This window comes from Enterococcus sp. DIV1059_2 (assembly GCF_051713685.1).
GTDB classification, from domain to species: Bacteria; Bacillota; Bacilli; order Lactobacillales; family Enterococcaceae; genus Enterococcus_D; species Enterococcus_D casseliflavus.
The window spans coordinates 3,143,253-3,165,393 of the sequence record NZ_JBIOQK010000001.1 but is presented as its reverse complement, the minus strand read 5'-3'; the positions used below and the strand labels follow the sequence as shown (position 1 = coordinate 3,165,393).

Here is a 22,141-nt window from a genome sequence, read left to right as displayed (position 1 = left end):
TTTGTGCTTTTGGATTTCTGGCGTTATCTGTTATAATGAAAAATATTAGACTGTATTACTTAGATGGAAAGGGGAATGTTGTATGAAACTTACGTATCACGGACACTCGGTGCTTGCTATCCAATTAGCGGATGGCCAAAAATTGTTGTTTGACCCTTTTATTACTGGAAATGCTCTGACTGATTTGGATGCAGACACAGTGGAAACCGATTGGCTTTTGATCACGCATGGTCATAGCGATCATATTGGGGACATGGTGCCGATCGCCAAAAGAAATGAAGCACCAGTGATCAGTGTCGTTGAAATTTGCCGCTATGCAGCCCGCAAAGGCGTTGCTGAGACGCATGGCATGAATATGGGAGGCTCTTTTGAGTTTCCGTTTGGCAAAATCTCAATGGTGGAAGCGAAACACAGCTCTGGTCTTGAAGAAGACGGAACGATGATCTATATGGGCAATCCAGTGGGGATCATTTTAGAAGCAGAAGGCAAAACCATCTACCACGCTGGCGATACTGCCCTCTTTAGCGATATGGCGATGATCGGTGAACGTTTCGACATCGATGTGGCGTTTTTACCGATCGGGGATAATTTTACGATGGGCGTTCAAGATGCTGCAACAGCAGCGGCGCTTTTAAACGCGAGCAAAGTAGTACCGATCCATTACAATACGTTTCCAATGATCAAGCAAGATCCGCAAACCTTCGTGAATTTATTGCCGGCAGGTGTGGGCCAGATCCTTGCAGTTGGTGAGACATTAGAAGTTTAAGCAACAGGAAGATTCGTAGTAGGAATAGGGGATAATTATGGCGACAAAACACGACTTGATTTTAGCGCATATCGAGAATCTGCCTGTAGGCGATCGCATCTCGGTGCGGGGAATCGCAAAAGACTTGAATGTCAGTGAAGGAACAGCCTATCGGGCGATCAAAGATGCGGAAAATATCGGCTTGGTTTCAACGATCCAACGTGTGGGAACCATTCGGATTGAACGGAAACTAAAGAAACACATTGAAAAACTAACTTTCGGCGAAGTCGTCCAAATCATTGAAGGCGATGTTTTGGGCGGCGCAGCCGGTTTAGACAAAGACTTGAACAAATTTGTTATCGGCGCCATGAAGGAATCGGCAATGGAACGCTACATCACGCCTGGTTCCTTAGTGATCGTCGGAAACCGTAACGAAGTCCACAAGTTGGCACTGGAAGATGGCGCAGCCGTCTTGATCACGGGGGGCTTTGAAACCTCAGAGGAAATCTGTCGCTTAGCAGACGAATTGGAGCTGCCGATTTTACAAACGACCTATGACACCTTTACCGTGGCAACGATGATCAACCGTGCCTTGAGCGACCAGCTGATCAAAAAGGACATCATGCTGGTGAGTGACATTTATATGCCATTGGAAAAAACCAAGTATCTACACACCTTTGATACGGTCAAGGATTACAAACTGCTTTCGGAGTCTACCAACCACTCCCGCTATCCAGTCGTCAACAAGAATATGCGGGTCGTTGGGATCATCACAGCCAAAGATGTCCTAGAAAAGCCTGACACGCAGATCATCGAACGAATCATGACCCGGGAACCACGGGTCGTAAAAAAAGAGATGAGTGTGGCCTCTGCCAGCCATCAGATGATTTGGGATGGCTTAGAAGTGATGCCCGTCGTAGCAGATGACCTTTCTTTGATTGGGATCGTTACACGCCAAGACATCATGAAAGCGATGCAGATGGTCCAACGACAAACACAAATTTCAGATACGATTTCAGACCAAATCTCGGGACAGATGCAGGTCATCGAACAAGATTTTGAAGGGAACAAATTGCCGCAGCCACATTTCAGCTTTGCGGTGACGCCTCAAATGGTCAATGAAGTCGGAACGATCTCTTTTGGTGTCTTGAGTGAAGTGATTGCTAATACGGCGAAACGAACGATGCAGTTGAATCAACGGCGCAATAGTTGGATCGAGCAAGTCAATCTGCATTACTTCCGTTTGATCCAATTAGAAAGCGAGATCATCATTCAACCGAAGATTCTAGAACTGGGGCGACGTTCGGCGAAAATCGATATCGAAGTATCGATCGAAAATTCCTTAGTGGCAAAAGCGATCGTGGTATGCCAAGTAATGGAACGCCCATAAATCATCGAAAACGGCACTTATGGAAAAATTTTAGAGAGAAAGTTGAGACCATTCATGAAGGTACAAGAAGAAATACTTGCAACAATCAAAGCATTCGACCGAATCATTATCCATCGGCACCAACGCCCTGATCCAGATGCATTAGGATCACAAGTGGGCTTGGCAGAAATTTTACGAGCTAGTTTTCCCAAAAAAGAAATCTATCAAGTCGGCGGACCTGTTGAAGGATTGGATTACTTGGCGCTGATGCAGACAATCCCTGATGATTTGTATAAAGGAGCGTTGGTGATCGTTACAGATACGGCCAATGCACCACGGGTCAGTGACCAACGCTATGATCAAGGGGCGAAATTGATCAAAATCGATCATCACCCTAATGATGAGCCTTACGGAGAGCTGGTCTGGGTCAATACAAAAGCCAGCAGCTGTAGTGAGATGATCGTTTCGTTTTGGCAAATGTTTCAAAACGAGCTGACGATGACGCAAGAAGCGGCTCGTCTGCTATATGCAGGCATTGTTGGTGATACTGGACGGTTTTTATATCCGGCAACGACAGCGACAACGCTGCGCTTAGCGGCTGAACTATTGGATTACGGTTTTGATGCACCGAAGATCAATCGGCAATTGGATCAAGTCTCTCGCAGTGTTGCTCGCCTTTCAGGGTATGTCTACGAAAACATCGAGATCGATGAGATTGGTGCTGGCAAAGTGATCCTATCACAAGAATTGCAGCAGCGTTTTGGCGTAGTGGATTCGGAAACCTCAGCAGTCGTTTCCTTACCAGGGAAAATCGACGAAGTGATGGCTTGGGCGATCTTTGTCGAACAACCAGAAGGCTATTATCGGGTGCGGATGCGTTCGAAAGGTCCAGTGATCAATGAGATCGCCAAACGCCATCATGGCGGCGGACATCCCCTTGCCAGTGGAGCAAACGCAAAAGACCTTGAAGAAGTTGCCATGATCTATCAAGAGATCCAAGCAGCGATCAAAGAATTTCAAGCAGAATAAACACTTTTACAAGAACATTTACCAATAGAAAAAGGGCGTGCCAAAAGCTTTCGGCACGCCCTTTTTTAGACAAAACGCAGCGCAGGCTCATCACTGAACCCGCACTGCGTTTTTTTGTTTATTTTTGAGAAAAGCGCGGTTTAGCCCCGTAGATCGTCTAAAAATTCGGTTTTGCTTTTCGTTTTCTCGTCTTTCATTTTGATGACTTTGGCTGGTGAGCCAGCAACGACTGCTCCAGCAGGGACATCTTCCGTTACCACAGAACCGGCAGCGACGACTGCACCTTCGCCGACACGGACGCCTTCAAGGACGACGGCATTTGCACCGATCAAAACATTGTCTTCAATGATGACTGGGCTTGCTGAAGGTGGCTCAAGAACGCCAGCCAAGACAGCACCAGCGCCAATATGGGCTTTTTTCCCAACGGTTGCTCGGGCGCCTAAAATCGCACCCATGTCGATCATGGTTTCTTCACCAACGACGGCACCAATGTTGATCACGGCCCCCATCATGATAACGGCATTTTTTTCAATGATGGCTTGGTCACGGATAAAGGCACCTGGTTCGATACGGGCATCGACTTTCGTCAAGTCCAATAAAGGGATCGCTGAGTTGCGGCGATCATTTTCCAGATAGTGATCGGTGATTTTGTCTTGGTGCGCGGTTAAAAACTCAGCCACTTTTTGACTGTCACCAACCACGAAATAGAAGGTGCCGTTACCAAACAATTGGATACCATCTGCTTGGACGTTACTAAGATCTCCATTGATATAGACTTTTACAGGTGTTTGTTTATTTGCTTCTTTGATGTATTTTGCTAATTGATAAGGATCGGAAAATTGTAATTCTGTCATGAGAGACCACCTTTACTTGTCGATTAGATTTTGCATGGAATAAAAACCAGCTGGTTGGTTGGCTAAAAATTCCGCTGCTTTTAGCGCACCATTGGCGAAGATTTCGCGGGAGAGCGCTGTGTGTTTTAATTCAATGATTTCATCCTGCCCAGCGTAGATGACAATGTGTTCTCCAGGAATCGTTCCGCCGCGAACGGCATGGATGCCCATCTGCTTGCGGTCATTTACTAGATCACTGCCTTCACGCCCGTAGAGATACTCTTTTTTCGTTTCGCAGCTGTCATTGATACTATCTGCCAACAGCAAAGCTGTACCACTTGGTGCATCGAGTTTTTGATTATGATGCTTTTCGATGATCTCAATGTCAAAGTCAGCTTCTAATGCGGGGGTGATACTTTGTAGTGCTTTGATCAGTACATTGATCCCCAACGACATATTGGCAGAATAGAAAACTGGGATCACTTTAGCAGCCAACGGCAGCATCATCTGCGTGTCTTCCGTCAAACCAGTTGTAGCAACCACGATAGGCAGCTGCTGTTCGACACAATAGTTCAATAAGGCAGGGACATTGCTATAATGAGAAAAATCAATCACCAAATCGATCGGCTGCGTGATTTTTTCTGGACGATCATAGATTGGAAAGGGACCATCTAATTGCTCGGTACGATCCAATCCGGCGGCCACTTCTAACTGAGGGTGCTTTGCGATCAGGCTTTGCAACACTTTGCCCATACGACCGTTTGCACCGCTTAATAAAATCTGTTTCACCAAAAACTCCTCCTTACAGCAATCCGTAATTGGTCATTTCTTCTTCTAAATGAACGAGGGTCGCATCTTCTGGGACACCCAAAGGCAAACGATAATGCAATTCGCATTTGCCTAGCAAGGAGACCGCTGCTTTGATCGGCACAGGATTTACTTCACTGAAAATCGCATCGATCAACGGTTTTTGTCGCAATTGCTCTTTGATGGCGGCTTTTACATCACCATTTAAGAAATCAGCAACGAGTTGTGCCGTTTGTTTCGGAGCGATATTGCCGATCGTTGAAATCACGCCAGAGCCACCTAAAGCTAGAATTGGGGTTACTTGATCGTCATTTCCTGAGTAGATCGCAAAGTCATCATCCGCAAGACGAGCGATTTCTGCGATTTGCGAAATGTCGCCGCTGGCTTCTTTGATGCCTTTGATATTAGGGATTTTTTTCAGTTCTGCCACAGCTTCAGGTGTTAAATTTAAGCCGGTTCTTGAGCTGACGGAGTATAAGATCACTGGCAGCTCGACGCTTTGACAGATTGCTTCATAGTGAGCGACTAAACTTTTCTTGGTCGCTTTGTTGTAGTAGGGTGTTACAACCAATAATGCGTCAGCACCAACGCGCTGTGCTTCTTTTGAAAGATGGATCCCATGTTGGGTGTTGTTGGAGCCTGTTCCGCCGATGACGGGGATTCGACCAGCAACTTGTTTTACCACCGCTTCGATCACCGCGATATGTTCTTCATCGTCTAACGTGGATGCTTCACCGGTCGTACCGCATGCAATGATTGCATTCGTTCCTTGCTGCACATGCCACTCCGCTAACTCCTTCAGCTTATCGAAATCCACCGAACCATCTTGAAGCATAGGGGTGATCAACGCAACACCAGAACCTTTGAATATTGTCAAACTACGACACATCCTTTCAACCAATTTATTTTTCGTAACTCTACGTATAAGTGTACCAAAACGAGGGGTAAATTTTTCAATAAAAATCGAAACATTTCGACAATTTATACTATAGATTATTCGAATTATATACTATAATATTAAACAATATCAATGAAAAACTGAATATTCGTTGGTTTTTATGGATATTTTTAAAAGGAATGAATAGAAAGGTGTTTTAACATGCAAGTATCGCAAGCAGTCAAAGAATTAACCGAAGACGTGGTTCGTTTTCGTCGTGAATTACATACAATCCCTGAATTAGGGTTAACTGAGTTCAAAACAAAGGAATACTTGCTGCGTCAGTTGCAATCCTTTGGAATCAAAGAAATCTATCCAGTGATTGAAACCGGCTTGATTGCGGTCTTTCGCAGCGATCGTCCAGGAAAGACGCTGGCCTTTCGAACGGATATCGATGCACTGCCGATCAAAGAAGAGACAGGTGTTTCCTTTGTTTCCAAACATGAAGGGAAAATGCATGCCTGCGGTCATGACGGCCATATGGCAACGATGCTAGGGTTTGCTAAATATTTAGCAACACATCCTGAAGTGATTCGTGGAACGATCGTTTTGATTTTCCAACCAGCCGAGGAAAGCCCCGGTGGCGCTCAATTGATGATCGATGAAGGCATCTTACGAGATTTTGGCGTGGAAAAAATCGTGGGGCTGCATGTCTTCCCAGACTTTCCCGAAGGAGTCATTGCGAGCCGGAAAGGTCCGATGATGGCCCGTAACGGCGAGATCAATCTAACGATCAACGGCACGAGTGCCCATGGTGCCCAGCCTCATCAAGGACATGATGCCATTTTAGCCGCGGCTGCGATTATTCAAGGATTGCATTCGATCATTTCACGCAATATCAGCCCGCTTTCTGCTGGGGTCATCACTTTTGGGAAGATCCATGGGGGAGATGCGGAAAATATCATTCCCGGTAAGGTCGTTTTAAAAGGAACGATGCGGGCGTTTGAAGATGAAGTCTATGAAACGATGACGCACAGAATCACCACCGTCGCACAAGAAATCGCCAAAGGATATGATTGCACGGCGGATGTCGAATTCGAACATCTTTATCGTGTCGTGGACAATGATCCTGAGATGGTGGAAGTGTTGGAAAAAGTGGTCGGGGAGAGCTACCGAGAAACACCACCATATATGTTGGCAGAGGATTTTTCGATGTACCAAAAGGAGATCCCAGGTGTCTTTTTCTTTGTGGGTACCCGAAATGAAGAAAAAGGCTATGTCCACCCTTTACACAGCAGCAAAATGAATTTTGACGAAAAAAATCTATTGCAAGGCATCGAATGCTACGTTCGTTTGATCGAGGCGTTGAACGAGCCAACAGACAAGGAGTAAAGCGATGGCAAAAGAAATCAAGAACAATCACTTATACATTGACGGTTGTGATACCGTTGAGCTGGCAAAAACCTTCGGAACCCCCCTTTACGTGTATTCCGTTTCGGAGATTCGCGAAGAATGCCAAAAGATTCAGGCGCAGTTTTTGACGCGCTACAGCAAGACACGGGCAGCCTATGCCGCTAAAGCTTTCTGCACCACAGCAATGCTGCAAGTGATCAAGTCAGAAGGACTCTCATTAGACGTGGTTAGCGGTGGAGAGCTGTATACAGCAATCCAAGCTGATTTTCCAGCAGAACACATCGAGTTTAACGGGAATAATAAATCGATTGAAGAATTAGCAGCTGCCCTTGATTATGGCGTAGGACGGATCATCGTTGATGGCATTCAAGAAGTCGGCTTGATCCGCGCGTTATGTCAAGAAAAGCAAGTCGTTGCTAAAATTTTGTTGCGCATCACACCCGAGGTTTCGGTCAGTACTCATCAATTTATCTCGACCGGACAAAAAGATTCGAAATTCGGGATTCCTTTAGATGAAGAAATCTTATTTCCGTTAGTGGAAGAAGTGATTCAAGCACCTGAATTGGATTTCTATGGCCTGCATTTTCATGTCGGCAGTCAATTGTCGGACAATCGCTCACATCTAGCGGCAGTTGATGCGGCTTTGGCCCTTGTCCAAACCATTCATGAACGCTTTGATTATTGGATCAAAGAACTAAATGTTGGTGGCGGCTTTGGCGTTCGATACACAGATGCAGATATTCGCCAACCCTACAGCTACTTTTTAGATCCTGTGATGGAAAAAATCGACGCCTTTTATGCGCAGCACCAGAGCGAACGCCCGACCATCGTTATTGAACCTGGGCGCAGTATCGTCGCAGAAGCAGGTATCAGTTTGCACACCATCGGCAGTATCAAGACATTGCCGGGAATCAGAACATACGCCAGCATTGACGGTGGCATGACAGACAATATTCGTCCTGGTCTTTATCAGGCAACTTACACTGGGATCTTAGCCAACCGCGCTTCCGAAGCTGCGACACAAAAGATCACCATTTCTGGTAAAGCTTGTGAGAGCACGGACATCTTAGTAAAAGACCTTGCATTACCGCCCGTTGAAACTGGGGATCTGTTTGCTACGTTCGCAACAGGAGCTTATGGCTATTCGATGGCCAGCAGCTACAATAATTTACAGATTCCTGCAGTCGTCTTTGTGGAAAACGGCCAAGCGGAATTAGCCGTTAAACGCCAGTCCTACGAGCAAATGCTGCAAAATGAAGTGGTTCCTTCGTTTCTAAAAGAGGGAGCTTCCAGCAAGTAAAATTTTGAAAAGCAGGTGACAACATGACGATTCCTTATACAAAAATGCAAGGTGCAGGAAATGATTTTATCGTAATCGATAACCGCACATTGAAATTCTCCCATGAACAACTGTCGCAATTTGCTGCTCAGGTTTGCCATCGGAAATTTTCTGTTGGCGCGGATGCAGTCATGGCAGTGGATTTTCCCACAGGAACCGCTGATTTTCGGATGCGGTTTTACAATGCTGATGGGACCGAAGCAGAAATGTGCGGCAACGGCGCTCGCTGTATTGCCCGTTATGCCTTTGAGAAGGGAATTGCTGGCGAGCAGATGACCATCGAAACAGTTGCTGGCGATGTCCCCGCATGGCGCTTGTCGGCAAAACACTACAAAGTAACCTTGAATCCACCCACCGTGACTACATTTGATCAAGCGTACCCGAATCCAATGGTTTCTTTCGTGGACTATGTGGAATTGGGTGATCCAGGAATCCCTCATGCGGTGGTTCACTATCCTGGTCTGGCAGAAACTGAGTTGGAACAGCTGGCTGAACTTGCCAAAGAGATACGCTATTGGGAAGTTTTCCCAAAAGGGGCGAATGTCAATTTCTATGAAGAAGATGACAAGGGTGATCTGATCGTTCGCACGTATGAACGAGGGGTGGAAGGTTTTACCTATGCGTGCGGCACAGGTTCTGGTGCCACTGCGTATGTCGTGACCAAACGTCACCAGCAAGCGGCAGCGAATGTCTTGCTGCACGTGTTAGGTGGCGAGTTAACGGTAGAAGTTGATGTTGATCAGGGCGCATTAGAATTGATCGGCGATGCGGTTATGGTATCTGAAGGCTTGATTTTAGATGAGAATTTGACTGTGTAAACGCTGTGAAAACCATTGTAAAAAGATGGTGTTTTCGTGAAAAAAAGAATTGACATTCATTTGAGGCTATCGTATAGTTAAACACAACTTAAAAACACGCGATGATAAGAAGAGTAAGTCAGTTTCGATTGGATCAGAGAGCTCGGATTGGTGAGAAAGAGCACAGCCGTTTGACTGAAGATGGCCTTGGAGCGTTTGGACGTGAGCAAAAGCAAGCGTGCAGCGGGATTGCCCGTTACAGCAAAGCAGTTGATAAACTGATAAGGTTGGCAGCTTGTGCCAATGAATTAAAGGTGGTACCACGAACATGGTTGTTTCGTCCTTTCTCTATGATGGAGAAAGGACGTTTTTTTATTATAAAAAGGGGGAACTAAAAAATGAAACAGTTGAAAAAGGGAATCGTTGGGTTAGTTGCTGCTGCTGTCTTAATTACATTGGCAGCTTGTGGCAATACTAGCAGCACGGAGGATACACAGTCTGGTGAAAATAGTGTAGATGCAGTGGAAGAAAAAGTCGTTGGAGTGGCACCTGGACCATATGGGGATATGGTGACAGAGGTGATCTCTCCATTACTGGAAGAAAAAGGGTATCAACTAACGACCAAAGTGTTTAATGATTATATTCAGCCGAACAATGCCTTGGCGAATGGACAAATCGATGCCAATTTGTTTCAGCATACGGCCTATCTAGAAAAATTTTCGGCAGATAACCAGTTATCTCTTACGGCATTACAAAAAGTGCCAACATTGGGAATGGGCATCTATTCGAAGCAACTGTCCAGCTTGGATGAGTTAGCAGACGGGGCGACTGTTTCGATTGCCAATGATGCCTCAAATTTAGCTCGGACCTTGCAACTGTTAGCTGCCAATGAGTTGATCACCATCGCAGACAATATCGACGAAACGAAGGCAACGGTGAATGATATCGAAGAAAATCCGAAGAATCTGACATTTAAAGAATTAGACGCAGCCCAATTGGCTCGTTCGTTAGATACAGTCGATTTAGCTTTAGTACCAGGAAACTTCGCTTGGGCGGCTTCTCTTGATCCTGCAGATGCTTTGGCGTTGGAGTCGTTGAAAGAAGAATATAAAAATGTCTTTGTGGTGTCCACCGAAGAAGAAGACAGTGATTTTGCTAAGGCAGTTACGGAAGTATTAGAAAGTGACGCATTTAAAGAAGCGATTGCCGAATCACCGTTCAGCAACTTTGATCAACCGAAATTTTGGACTGAGTAAGAAGGGCATACCTTATGGCAAAAATAGAAGTAAAACAAGTATCAGTGACATTCACTCATAAAAAACAAATCAAAAAAGCAGTGGATTCCGTTGATTTTTCCGTTCAAGCTGGAGAAGTATACGGGATCGTCGGATTGAGCGGGGCTGGGAAAAGTACCTTGGTTCGTACGTTGAATCTACTGCAGGTGCCCTCTAGCGGTCAAATTCTGATTGATGGTCAAGACATCACGCAAGCCAAAGGCAAACACTTGCGTGAAGTACGACAAAAAATCGGGATGATCTTTCAGCATTTCAATCTGATCCATAATCGAACCATCAAGGAAAATTTAGCCTTTGCTTTGCGCGCTGGTGATTATCCGAAAGATCAGCAAGAAGCGAGGATCAAGGAACTGTTGGAAATGGTGGATCTGCCTCACAAAATTCACGAGTATCCGAATAATTTGTCTGGGGGAGAAAAGCAACGGATCGGCATTGCACGAGCGATTGCCAACGAACCTGAGATTTTATTGTGTGACGAAGCTACCAGTGCGTTAGATGTTGAAACGACCGAAGAAATTTTGAAATTGTTGATCCGAATCAAGGAACAGACAGGCATCACCATCGTCTTTATCACTCATGAATTGGATGTTGCCCGTAAGTTTTTTGATCGGGTGGCAGTGATGGAAAAGGGGCGCATCGTTGAAGAACAAACGACCTATGGCTTGTTCAGTCAGCCTAAACAGCCTATTACGAAAAAACTGGTAGGCCGCTACTTGGATCTGACGCTTCCTGAAGAGATTCTAGCATCTTTCACGCAAGGCGACTTGCTGGAATTGCGCTACCAAGGTGAGTATACGTTAGAACCGCTGATTTCGACTGTAGCGAAAGCCTACGATGTGTCGATCAATATCATCCATGGGAAAATTGAGTATATCAAAAAAGATGTGATCGGTATTTTGTATATCTATTTGACGGGACCCGACGAAGAAGCAGCAAAAGCCCGAGAACACTTAGCTGCGAACGTCTTTTCTCTAAGAAAGATAGGTGAGAAAAATGGCTGAAACGATTGAGATTTTAAAAACAAACCTGCCTCAAGCACTATGGGAAACATTCTTTATGGTGGGGACCTCAGCAATTATAGGAGTAGTTTTCGGCTTATTGATTGGATTAGTCCTGTTTTTAGTCGGCAGTAACCTTTTTCATAAAAATATTTTCTTGCATCATCTGGCCGATTTTGTCGTCAATGCAATCCGTTCGCTGCCATTTTTGATCTTATTGATTACGCTGATTCCGTTATCAGCGATGCTGATCGGTGATCCTTATACCCCAGCGGGTGGTGCGATTGCTTTATCGATTGCCGCGATTCCTTTTTACGCCCGAATCGCTGAATCCGCATTTGCCGAAATCGACTATGGCGTCCTTGAAGCCAGCGTCGCTTCTGGAGCATCGACGAGACAGATCGTTCGCGAAGTGATTTTACCAGAAAGTCTGCCAGCTTTGATTCGCGGATTTGTGCTAACTTTGATCAGTCTTTTAGGCTACTCAGCGATGGTGGGAACAATTGGCGCAGGCGGCATTGGCGATTTAGCAATTCAGTATGGTTATTATCGCTATGAAACGGCGATTTTGATTGTGGTGATTCTCCTGCTGATTCTTCTGGTACAAATCATCCAGTGGGTCGGCGATGCTTGTGCGAATCATTTCTCAAAATAATACCCAACGCTTTGTAGTTCCTTTTCGAATACACTTGAGTTATCGCTTCTGTTATTACTCTACAGAAGCGATTTTTTTTACTTACAGGTCACTGATTTTTGGTTGCACCTCTAATGGTTTTTCGGTATGCTGATGGTGAGTTGTTTTTTTACAGCGAAAATTATATTTTAAAGGAGCAACACTATGACTCAAATTCCTAACTGTCCAAATTGCCAATCTGAATACGCTTATGAAGACCGCGGGCTGTTTGTTTGTCCTGAATGCGGAAACGAATGGCAAGAGCAACAAGCGGCGGAAGAAGCACCCGTATATAAAGATGCCAACGGCAATATTTTAGTCGATGGTGATACAGTAACGGTCATCAAAGACTTGAAAGTCAAAGGCGCATCTGGCGCCATCAAACAAGGAACGAAAGTGAAAAACATCAAATTAGTCGAAGGCGACCACAACATTGATTGCAAGATCGATGGCTTCGGCGCAATGAAACTAAAATCAGAATTTGTAAAAAAAGGTTAAAAACAAAATCTTCCAGTCATCTTCATAATTTTTTCACCACTTTAATGGTAAAATAAGGTCAAAGATTAAAAGGGGGAATTTTATCGTGTATGGTATGGGCGGATACGGGTTCGGCTTTTTTTATGACCCGACTTTCATTCTTGTAATTATCGGTATGGTGATTTCGCTAGCAGCGTCAGCGTACGTCAAAAGTACCTTTAACAAATATGACAAAGTCAGAAGTAAAAATAATATTACCGGCACAAAAGCGGCGCAGTACATCTTGCAAAGCCAAGGAATCAATAATGTGGGTGTGCAAGCGATCGCTGGTGATTTGACGGATAATTACAATTCTGGCAACAAAATGCTGAGTTTATCACAATCCACTGCACAATCAACTTCGGTAGCAGCAATCGGTGTTGCGGCTCATGAGTGTGGACACGCAGTCCAAGATGCCAAAGGTTATTTTCCTTTGCGTTTGCGTCATGCGATCGTACCGATCGCTAATATCGGAACCAGCATCTCGATCCCATTGATTTTGATTGGGGTCCTGTTACGAGGATCGTTTCTGATCAACTTAGGCTTGTTGGCTTTCTCATTGGCGTTTATTTTCCAATTAGTGACCTTGCCAGTCGAGTTCGATGCCTCAAAACGGGCGATCCGTATTTTGGCAGATGGTGGCTTGTTAACAGAAGATGAAGTACCACAAGCAAGAAGAGTGCTCTTTGCCGCAGCGTTGACGTATGTCGCAGCTGCCGTAGCAACCTTATTGCAGCTCTTACGTTTGATTATTTTATTCGGTAATAACAACCGTCGGAATTAATCGACAGTATGACAGAAAAAAGACCAGCTCAGGCATCCTGAACTGGTCTTTTTTCGTTATTCTACTATTAAGTAAATGTAATAGACGTTTTCAATGCTTTTTAAATTTTCTTCGGACAAGTTATTTTCCATCACATCATATAATTTTAGGTCGCCACCTTGTGCAATGTACATCAAAGGAATCTCAACATTTTTTTTGATTTCTAGGGGATCTTCTTCAATGTTGTAGATTGCTCCCCCGGGAAGATCTTTGTCTTCTCCAAGAGAAATATATTGAAATGCCGTAAGATCTGTCGTTGTTTCTGATGCTCCGCCATTGGAAGATAAGTTTACGAGCAGCTTTTTTTCCCCTTTAGAAATGCCAATCGTTAAATAACCGTTGTAATTGCTTTTGGTATCTGTCATTAAGGAAGCAATCAACTTGTGGGTTGTTTTCTCTCCTTTGTGATAGTGATCAAAGTAAACCGTCATCGCTTGAGCTTGGGTATTAAATTTTAGCTGCGAGCCAAAATCAAATAACAGTCTGGAAAGATCCATTTGATTTTCGACTTGAACTAGATGATTATCTGGAACACCCGCTATTTTTTCTCCTCGAAAAGGACCGTAATTGTAATAGTTTAAATAAAGCCCTCCTGGTAGACCAATCAATACGAACAAAGACAGTACAGCAATAACAATTGTCCTACGTGTGTTTTTTAGCCGAGCTTTTTTCACGATTTTTTTAAAATCTTGCTCTTTAATAGCCATGATTCTTTTCCTCCATTCGTTTTTTCAGTTGTTTTCTTCCTCGATATAATGCTGTTTTGATACTATCTTCCGAGCGATTCAGTAAGAAGCTTATTTCTTTTAAGCTCAAATTTTCTGCATACTTCATGATCAAAAGGGTGGAGGTAGAAACGGGTAATTCTTGAAGTGCCTCATAAAGATCATCATCAGTTTCTTGCCAGTTGATACTAGAAGCAGTCACTGGCAAATACTGCCTGACGATTTCTCGCCGTCGCTTTGTTTGTTTATACAACGTAAAGTAACCATTGATACCCACACGAAACAGCCACGGACGAATCGCTTCTGCGGATAAGACCGAATCAATTTCAAGGATTTTAACAACTGCTTCTTGAGCAATATCTTCGGCATCCTGTTGTGAAGCGCCGAGGGACTGCAGGTAATGAACCAAGTCATTCGTTAACTGCAGTAAATAATGTTCGTAAGCATCCAAACGCATTTTTCCCCCTCCTTAACAATACAACAACTGAAAGTAAAAAAAGTGAACATCTTTCAACTAAAAAAATCGAAAAAAATCGAGAAAACGTTAAATTAATCGATTGAGTTGTGCTTATTTTCTCAAAGGAATCGGAAAAAAACAATCAGCTTTTGAAGGGAATTACATGCTTTTCAGAAGACAGTGACGATTTATAACAAAAAAATAGCAGGATAGCTGCCTCTATCCTGCAAAAGAAAAATTATACTAGCGTAGAAGGCAGGAATCGAACCTGCACCTCGTCTTTGCCAAAAATAACCAGAAATACGTTCCGATCATTTTTACCAAAACGAGTAAAGCGCCAGACTTCATCTACACTTTGTATTATGCCAAAGAGAGTTCACCGATTTCGTAAGAAGCAATGAAAAATTTGCAAAAAGTTGTGCAGAAAACATGAAGGTTGTTTAAGAAAGAATAACCATAGAACTTAGTCGTGAAAAAGAAGGAACCAGCTGTATCGATAAGTAAAGCGCTTTGTCTGGAAACCTCGTTTTTTTTCTGAAAAAAACAGATAAAGTTTTCTTGACATTTGCTAGGTGAGAATGTATCATTCTGTTTGGGCACTCTTTACAAGAGTCAGAAAGTGATTTAGAATTTTCGCTCCCTATTCATTTATGGATAGGGAGCTTTTATTATTTTCTAAATGCTTTTCCTGTAAAATAGATTAAAGGAGTTTTTCAGTTTATGACAAAATATATTTTTGTAACCGGCGGTGTGGTTTCTTCTATTGGTAAAGGGATCGTAGCAGCATCATTAGGACGTCTGTTGAAAAATCGCGGCTTGAAAGTAACGATTCAAAAATTCGATCCGTACATCAACGTCGATCCAGGAACGATGAGCCCATACCAACATGGTGAAGTATTCGTAACCGATGATGGAGCAGAGACCGACTTAGACTTAGGTCACTATGAACGCTTTATCGATATCAATTTGAACAAATACTCAAATGTAACAACTGGAAAAATCTATTCAGAAGTTTTGCGGAAAGAGCGTAAAGGAGAATACTTAGGCGCAACTGTTCAAGTGATCCCGCATATCACCAACGAGATCAAAGAAAAAATCATGCGGGCAGCCAAAATGACTGATTCAGATGTGATCATTACAGAAGTCGGCGGTACAGTAGGGGATATTGAGTCATTGCCATTTCTAGAAGCTTTGCGTCAAATGAAAGCAGACGTAGGTTCAGACAATGTGATGTACATCCACACCACGCTGATTCCTTATTTGAAAGCAGCGGGCGAAATGAAAACCAAACCGACCCAACACAGTGTGAAGGAACTGCGCGGCTTGGGGATTCAACCAAATATCTTGGTCGTTCGTACAGAACAAGCCGTAGGACAATCAACGAAAAACAAATTGGCCCAATTCTGTGACGTGGCACCAGAAGCCGTGATCGAATCTCGTGACGTTGAGACCCTTTATTCGATCCCATTGGCACTGCAAGCACAAGGCATGGATCAAATCGTGTGTGATCATTTGAAACTGACTGCACCAGCTGCTGACATGACTGAATGGCAAGCATTGGAAGAAAAGGTACTGAATTTGAAGAAAAAAGTACGCATCGCATTAGTCGGAAAATACGTGGAATTGCCAGATGCTTATCTATCAGTTGTCGAAGCCTTGAAACATTCTGGTTTTGCCTTTGATGCAGACATCGAGATCGATTGGATCAAAGCCCAAGAAATCACACGAGAAAACGTGGATTCTTACTTAGGTGAAGTAGACGGTATTCTTGTTCCTGGTGGATTCGGTGATCGCGGGATTGAAGGAAAAATCGAAGCGATCCGATATGCTCGGGAAAACGATGTACCATTCTTAGGGATTTGTCTAGGGATGCAAATGGCTTGTGTGGAATATGCCCGCAATGTCGTTGGCTTGGAAAATGCCAATTCCGCAGAAACAGATCCTGAAACAGCCAACAACATCATTGATTTGATGGCTGACCAAGAAAACATCGAAAACTTAGGTGGGACATTGCGCTTAGGCTTGTACCCATGTAAAGTGAAGAAAGGCACCAAAACAGCTGCAGCTTATGACGGAGAAGAAGTTGTTCAAGAACGTCACCGTCATCGTTATGAATTCAACAACAAATACCGTGAAATCTTTGAAGCAAACGGGATGGTCTTCTCAGGTGTGTCACCAGACAATCGTTTGGTTGAGATCGTTGAGATCCCAGAAAACAAATTCTTCGTGGGTTGCCAATTCCACCCAGAATTGATTTCTCGTCCAACTCGCCCACAACGCTTGATCAAAGCCTTTGTTGGAGCTTCATTAGACAACCGCCAAGCATAATAATCGCTAGCGGCAAACCAAGGAATGAATGTGCGAAACTCCTCATCTCAAGATGGGGAGTTTTTTTGAGTTGCGCCATCCCAATAATCCGTAAAAGGTTGAAACTTGCGAGAGCGTTGGTAGAAGGTATCTGTTTCTGCACACAAAAAACTTCCGTCAAAACGACCGGAAGTTTCTGGCTGATGCATTATTTTTTTCGCTAACAGTTCGAATGAAATCCGCCAGCGGGAAACCCATGTTGATTTGCTGGTGCCTAGAGAGGATTATTCTTTTAGCTTATACCCTTGATCTAAGAGCATTTCCTCTGTACGTTCCATGCTGATCCCGTTTTCGGTGTTTCCTTCGAAACTAACCCCAGGCAATTGTTTCGCTGAATCATAATCCAACTCATCATAATTGATGGTCAAGGATTCAGTCGCTTCACTATCTGTATAGTCGAGGGAATAGTCCAACCCTTTGACTTGCTGATACTGTTCTGCGATCGGATCAAGCACGGTTTGTGCTTCTTCTTTAGTCGTTACCCCGATCGCTGAATAAGGCATGACATTGTTCGCAGTCTGAGTTTTTACTTTATCGCCTTCATAAGTGAAGACCAGTTCCATTGAAACCCCATTTTGATCCATTGTGAATGTTTTGGTTTCTTCCTTGGCCCCCGAGCTACAGCTTGCCAAGAAAAGAACTCCGATGACTGCCAAAAATCCAATAAGCGCTTTTTTCATTTTATCCCTCCTTTTTTACATAATAATATAGCCGCTTTCACAAGGCTATTCTTATGCTCAAAAGAGAAGAAGAAAGGATTTGCTGGAAGATTATGATAAAATAACGAAAAAATATGTGAAATTTTTCTCGAATTTTCACATGCCGATTTGTTATCTAACGACCGCAGACAGAAGAGCAAAACCTTACAGAATCCTAGACTTTCAGAAAAGATGATGAAAATGCTGGATTTTTATATTTGTGCAATCTTTTTTTGAAAAGAGAAATTCCTCTTTTTAGTAGCAAATACCGCAAATCTTTGCTAAAATAGCATTGTCGGTTAAGCATTGCTTAACAAATAAAGTTTTTCAAAACTTAGGAGGAATTTTTTATGCCAGTAGTATCAGGAGCTGAATTCTTAAAAGCTGCTCGTCAAGGCGGATATGCAGTCGGCGGATTCAACACAAACAACTTAGAATGGACACAAGCGATTTTAAAAGCTGCTGAAGCGAAAAAAGCGCCAGTTCTAATCCAAACTTCAATGGGTGCTGCCAAATATATGGGCGGATACAAAGTTGCTAAAGACATCGTTACAAACTTGGTTGATTCAATGAACATCACTGTTCCAGTTGCAATCCACTTAGACCACGGTGATTATGATGCAGCAATGGAATGTATCGAAGTTGGTTACACTTCTGTTATGTTTGATGGCTCTCACTTACCATTTGAAGAAAACTTGAAATTGGCTAAAGAAGTTGTCGAAAAAGCACACGCAAAAGGCGTTTCTGTTGAGTGTGAAGTTGGTTCAATCGGCGGAGAAGAAGATGGAATCATCGGTTCTGGCGAATTAGCTGACATCGAAGAATGTAAACAAATGGTTGCAACTGGTATTGATTACCTAGCTTGCGGAATTGGTAACATTCACGGTCAATACCCTGAAAACTGGAAAGGCCTTGCTTTTGACCACTTACAAGCAATCGCTGATGCAGTAGGTTCTGATGTACCATTAGTATTACACGGTGGTTCTGGTATTCCTCAAGACCAAATCGAAAAAGCAATCTCAATGGGTGTTTCTAAAGTAAACGTAAATACTGAATTCCAATTATCATTTGCTAAAGCAACTCGTGAATACATCGAAGCTGGCAAAGATAAAGAAGGTAAAGGATTCGACCCTCGTAAATTATTAGCACCAGGTGTTGCTGCAATCGTTAAAGATGCAGAAGAACACATCGACTGGTTCGGTTCAGCTGGTAAAGCTTAATCTTAATCAAAGATCAAAACTCTTAGAATCACTGATTCTAAGAGTTTTTTTGTTTTCCAAGAAAATATTCTTGATGCGGGGATCAAAAATATCCTGCATCTTTTTTCTTTGAGTGATCTGTGCTAAAATTGGAATGATACACATAAATTAAAAAAGAGTATAGGTGGAATTCCATGAAAAAAATTGTCATCAACGGCAATCGTCCCTTAAAAGGTGAAGTCACCATTAGCGGCGCAAAAAACAGTGCAGTCGCATTGATCCCGGCAGCGATCTTAGCTGATTCACCGGTCATTTTAGAAGGAGTGCCTGACATCCAAGATGTGCACTCATTAATTGAGATTATCGAAATCATGGGTGTGAAGACCCATTTTGAAAACAATACGCTAGAGATCGATCCGACAAACATCGTTTCGATCCCGATGCCTAACGGAAAAATCAACAGTCTACGAGCTTCTTACTATTTCATGGGGGCATTGTTGGCGAAGTTTGGTGAAGGCGTCGTTGGATTGCCTGGCGGCTGCTTCTTAGGCCCGCGACCAATCGATTTGCATATTAAAGGCTTTGAAGCACTTGGCGCAAAAGTCACCAACGAACATGGTGCCATGTACTTGCGTACCGAAGAAGAAGGCTTGACTGGTGAACGAATCTTCCTAGATATGGTCTCCATCGGAGCAACCATCAATGTGATGCTGGCAGCAGTAAAAGCGAAAGGCAAAACGATCATTGAAAATGCTGCACGAGAACCTGAGATCATTGATGTTGCGACCCTTTTAAATAATATGGGAGCGAAAATCAGAGGTGCAGGTACCAATGAAATTCGTATCGAAGGCGTGGAAGAATTGCACGGTTGTCGTCATTCCATCATTCCAGACCGGATCGAAGCAGGAACCTACCTTTCTTTAGCCGCAGCAGCGGGGGAAGGCATTACTGTCAAAAATGTGATTTATGAGCATTTAGAAAGCTACATTGCGAAATTGGAAGAAATTGGCGTACGAATGGATATCAGCGAAGATGAAATCTATGTGCATCCCTCAAAAGACTTGAAACCAGCGACTGTGAAAACTTATCCTTATCCAGGATTTGCCACAGACCTGCAACAGCCGATCACACCATTATTGCTAAAAGCAAACGGAACGTCGGAGATCATGGACACGATTTACGCCAAACGGGTCAACCATATTCCTGAATTAGCACGAATGGGCGCACAAGCAACGACAGAAGGCAACATGATTTTTGTTAGCGGACCGAGCCAATTGCACGGAGCAGAAGTTGTCGCTTCTGATTTACGAGCAGGAGCTTGCCTTGTCATTGCCGGATTGATGGCGACTGGCACGACCAGCGTCTTTAATGTCGAGTATATTTTGCGCGGCTATGATCATATCATCGAAAAACTAACGGCTCTTGGAGCTGATATTCAAATGATAGAGGAGTAATTATGAGCGATTATCTTACGATGGCAGAGTTGGAAAACAAAACCTTAAAAGAAATCTACACCTTTGCCAAAGAGTTTCGAATTCCTTATTACAGCCAGATGAATAAAAAAGAATTGTCATTGGCTGTGATACGGGCGCAGGCGGAAAAACAAGGTTTCTTTTATATGGAAGGAATCTTGGATATCGTAGGCCAAGAAGGCTACGGTTTTTTACGCCCAATCAACTACGGACCGAGTGCAGAAGATATCTATATTTCTTCATCACAGATTCGTCGGTTTAGTTTGCGTAATGGTGATAAAGTCGCCGGTAAGGCGCGCCCGCCCAAGGAATCTGAGCGCTATTATGGATTGATGCACGTTGAGTCTGTTAATGGCAAAGATCCAGAAGATGCCAAAGAGCGTCCGCATTTTCCAGCGCTGACGCCGCTTTATCCGAATCGTCATTTAAAATTGGAAACAACGTCAGGACGCCTTTCTACGCGGATGATCGACATGCTGTCGCCAGTGGGTTTTGGACAACGGGGACTGATCGTTGCTCCGCCTAAAGCTGGGAAAACCAGTATCTTGAAAGAAATTGCCAATGGGATTACTGACAACTATCCTGAGGTGGAATTGATCGTTCTTTTGATCGACGAGCGCCCAGAAGAAGTGACTGATCTGGAACGCAGTGTCAAAGGAGATGTTGTTTCTTCAACCTTTGACCTGCAGCCTAGCAACCATACCCGTGTTTCTGAATTGGTACTAGAACGGGCGATGCGTTTGGTGGAAGACAAGCGTGATGTCGTGATTCTGATGGATAGTATCACTCGTTTGGCAAGAGCCTACAACTTAGTGGTACCTCCAAGCGGACGTACACTAAGCGGCGGGATCGATCCAGCTGCTTTGTACAAACCAAAGAAATTTTTTGGTGCTGCCCGTAATATTGAAGAAGGCGGCAGCTTGACGATTCTTGCCACCGCACTGGTGGATACCGGCAGCCGCATGGATGATGTCATCTATGAAGAGTTTAAAGGAACCGGCAATATGGAGCTGCAGCTTTCTCGCAGCTTAGCAGAACGTCGGATCTTCCCAGCGATCGACATCAAGAAATCTGGTACCCGTAAAGAGGAATTGCTGATGAGCAGCGAGCAATTGGAAGAAACCTGGCGCTTACGCAACAACATGTTGGGGGATTCCTTGGAGTTCACAGAACAATTCATTCAATTCTTGCGTAAAACAAAGAACAATGAAGAGTTTTTAGAGGCTTTTCATGATGTCCATTTCGGAGACAAACGGCAAAAAAGAAATATAAAAAGATAATTGCATCTAAAAACCAAACATGGTAAGATAGTCATGTTGTAAAATCGACAAATCAACTCTGGTGAAGCAAATGAGCCAGGGCAAAGGAGAGAAGAAGAAATGAAACAAGATATCCATCCAGATTATCATCCAGTTGTATTCATGGACTCAACTACTGGTTTCAAATTCTTATCAGGTTCTACAAAGAATTCTCAAGAAACTGTTGAGTGGGAAGACGGCAACACGTATCCATTGATCCGTGTCGAAGTAACTTCTGATTCACATCCATTCTACACTGGACGTCAAAAATTCACACAAGCAGACGGACGTGTGGACCGTTTCAACAAAAAATACGGTCTCAAAGACACAAACGCTGCAGAATAAGACAAATAACTGCAAATGTTGTTTCGGCAACATTTCTGAGGTTTCCCTTTTACGAGGGAAACCTTT

The 22,141-nt window shown here is 43.6% G+C and carries 22 protein-coding genes and 1 other annotated feature; of the genes, 16 read left to right on the top strand and 6 right to left on the bottom strand.

Annotation, left to right across the window (positions count from 1 at the left end):
* Positions 1-82 precede the first annotated feature (82 nt).
* Genes IGI72_RS15025 through IGI72_RS15015 form a run of 3 tightly spaced genes read left to right on the top strand, consistent with a single transcriptional unit; the run spans position 83 to position 3,143 of the window.
* Positions 83-766: a metal-dependent hydrolase gene (locus IGI72_RS15025; protein WP_005228247.1), complete on the top strand. Its 684-nt coding sequence runs from the start codon at positions 83-85 to the stop codon at positions 764-766.
* 37 nt (positions 767-803) lie between these two features.
* On the top strand, positions 804-2,135 hold the full coding sequence (locus IGI72_RS15020; protein WP_005228249.1) for a DRTGG domain-containing protein: 1,332 nt from the start codon (positions 804-806) through the stop codon (positions 2,133-2,135).
* Between the two features lie 54 nt (positions 2,136-2,189).
* Entirely contained in the window at positions 2,190-3,143 is a 954-nt protein-coding gene (locus IGI72_RS15015; RefSeq protein ID WP_438754703.1) for a DHH family phosphoesterase, read from the top strand.
* Positions 3,144-3,283: 140 nt separating this feature from the next.
* Here the strand turns inward: IGI72_RS15015 and dapD are convergent, their stop codons facing one another.
* The 3 genes from dapD to dapA are packed head-to-tail and all read right to left on the bottom strand — an operon-like array spanning position 3,284 to position 5,660.
* Complete coding sequence (gene dapD, locus IGI72_RS15010; RefSeq protein WP_005228253.1) at positions 3,284-3,997, bottom strand: 2,3,4,5-tetrahydropyridine-2,6-dicarboxylate N-acetyltransferase; 714 nt, start codon at positions 3,995-3,997, stop codon at positions 3,284-3,286.
* Between the two features lie 12 nt (positions 3,998-4,009).
* Positions 4,010-4,765, bottom strand: coding sequence for a 4-hydroxy-tetrahydrodipicolinate reductase (dapB, locus tag IGI72_RS15005; protein ID WP_015510324.1), 756 nt, complete (start codon positions 4,763-4,765; stop codon positions 4,010-4,012).
* A 13-nt stretch (positions 4,766-4,778) separates the two neighbouring features.
* On the bottom strand, positions 4,779-5,660 hold the full coding sequence (gene dapA / locus IGI72_RS15000; protein WP_008380503.1) for a 4-hydroxy-tetrahydrodipicolinate synthase: 882 nt from the start codon (positions 5,658-5,660) through the stop codon (positions 4,779-4,781).
* 222 nt (positions 5,661-5,882) lie between these two features.
* Here dapA and IGI72_RS14995 point away from each other — a divergent pair, with 222 nt between their 5' ends.
* From IGI72_RS14995 to IGI72_RS14960, 8 genes are all read left to right on the top strand, one after another.
* Positions 5,883-7,052, top strand: coding sequence for a M20 metallopeptidase family protein (locus IGI72_RS14995; RefSeq protein ID WP_438754702.1), 1,170 nt, complete (start codon positions 5,883-5,885; stop codon positions 7,050-7,052).
* Positions 7,053-7,056: 4 nt separating this feature from the next.
* Entirely contained in the window at positions 7,057-8,373 is a 1,317-nt protein-coding gene (lysA, locus tag IGI72_RS14990) for a diaminopimelate decarboxylase (protein WP_010749977.1), read from the top strand.
* Between the two features lie 23 nt (positions 8,374-8,396).
* Positions 8,397-9,230 carry a diaminopimelate epimerase gene (gene dapF / locus IGI72_RS14985; protein ID WP_005228261.1) on the top strand — a complete coding sequence of 278 codons (834 nt, stop codon included), beginning with the start codon at positions 8,397-8,399 and terminating at the stop codon, positions 9,228-9,230.
* 92 nt (positions 9,231-9,322) lie between these two features.
* Positions 9,323-9,557: a binding site (T-box leader), on the top strand.
* A 50-nt stretch (positions 9,558-9,607) separates the two neighbouring features.
* On the top strand, positions 9,608-10,465 hold the full coding sequence (locus IGI72_RS14980; RefSeq protein WP_074934143.1) for a MetQ/NlpA family ABC transporter substrate-binding protein: 858 nt from the start codon (positions 9,608-9,610) through the stop codon (positions 10,463-10,465).
* Positions 10,466-10,479: 14 nt separating this feature from the next.
* Positions 10,480-11,505, top strand: a complete 1,026-nt coding sequence (locus tag IGI72_RS14975; RefSeq protein ID WP_060791469.1) for a methionine ABC transporter ATP-binding protein — start codon at positions 10,480-10,482, stop codon at positions 11,503-11,505.
* Positions 11,498-12,157 (top strand): methionine ABC transporter permease, encoded by a 660-nt coding sequence (locus IGI72_RS14970; RefSeq protein ID WP_016609383.1) that lies wholly within the window; start codon positions 11,498-11,500, stop codon positions 12,155-12,157. Before IGI72_RS14975 ends, IGI72_RS14970 begins: the two co-directional genes overlap by 8 nt.
* A 183-nt stretch (positions 12,158-12,340) precedes the next feature.
* Entirely contained in the window at positions 12,341-12,673 is a 333-nt protein-coding gene (locus tag IGI72_RS14965) for a zinc ribbon domain-containing protein YjdM (protein ID WP_005228268.1), read from the top strand.
* A gap of 94 nt (positions 12,674-12,767) precedes the next feature.
* Positions 12,768-13,475 (top strand): zinc metallopeptidase, encoded by a 708-nt coding sequence (locus IGI72_RS14960; RefSeq protein WP_005228270.1) that lies wholly within the window; start codon positions 12,768-12,770, stop codon positions 13,473-13,475.
* A 56-nt stretch (positions 13,476-13,531) separates the two neighbouring features.
* Here IGI72_RS14960 and IGI72_RS14955 read toward each other — a convergent pair whose 3' ends face one another.
* Positions 13,532-14,221 (bottom strand): hypothetical protein, encoded by a 690-nt coding sequence (locus tag IGI72_RS14955; RefSeq protein ID WP_438754701.1) that lies wholly within the window; start codon positions 14,219-14,221, stop codon positions 13,532-13,534.
* Positions 14,211-14,696 (bottom strand): RNA polymerase sigma factor, encoded by a 486-nt coding sequence (locus IGI72_RS14950; protein ID WP_074933168.1) that lies wholly within the window; start codon positions 14,694-14,696, stop codon positions 14,211-14,213. Before IGI72_RS14950 ends, IGI72_RS14955 begins: the two co-directional genes overlap by 11 nt.
* Before the next feature lie 720 nt (positions 14,697-15,416).
* Between IGI72_RS14950 and IGI72_RS14945 the strand changes: the two genes are divergently transcribed.
* Positions 15,417-17,024: a CTP synthase gene (locus tag IGI72_RS14945; protein WP_438754700.1), complete on the top strand. Its 1,608-nt coding sequence runs from the start codon at positions 15,417-15,419 to the stop codon at positions 17,022-17,024.
* 263 nt (positions 17,025-17,287) lie between these two features.
* Here IGI72_RS14945 and IGI72_RS14940 read toward each other — a convergent pair whose 3' ends face one another.
* Positions 17,288-17,743, bottom strand: coding sequence for a YehR family lipoprotein (locus IGI72_RS14940; protein WP_005233973.1), 456 nt, complete (start codon positions 17,741-17,743; stop codon positions 17,288-17,290).
* Between the two features lie 368 nt (positions 17,744-18,111).
* Between IGI72_RS14940 and IGI72_RS14935 the strand changes: the two genes are divergently transcribed.
* From IGI72_RS14935 to IGI72_RS14920, 4 genes are all read left to right on the top strand, one after another.
* Entirely contained in the window at positions 18,112-18,981 is an 870-nt protein-coding gene (locus IGI72_RS14935) for a class II fructose-bisphosphate aldolase (RefSeq protein ID WP_005228297.1), read from the top strand.
* A 173-nt stretch (positions 18,982-19,154) separates the two neighbouring features.
* Positions 19,155-20,414 (top strand): UDP-N-acetylglucosamine 1-carboxyvinyltransferase, encoded by a 1,260-nt coding sequence (locus IGI72_RS14930; protein WP_005228299.1) that lies wholly within the window; start codon positions 19,155-19,157, stop codon positions 20,412-20,414.
* Between the two features lie 2 nt (positions 20,415-20,416).
* Positions 20,417-21,712 (top strand): transcription termination factor Rho, encoded by a 1,296-nt coding sequence (gene rho / locus IGI72_RS14925; RefSeq protein WP_438754699.1) that lies wholly within the window; start codon positions 20,417-20,419, stop codon positions 21,710-21,712.
* A gap of 99 nt (positions 21,713-21,811) precedes the next feature.
* Complete coding sequence (locus tag IGI72_RS14920; protein WP_005233979.1) at positions 21,812-22,075, top strand: type B 50S ribosomal protein L31; 264 nt, start codon at positions 21,812-21,814, stop codon at positions 22,073-22,075.
* Positions 22,076-22,141 lie beyond the last annotated feature (66 nt).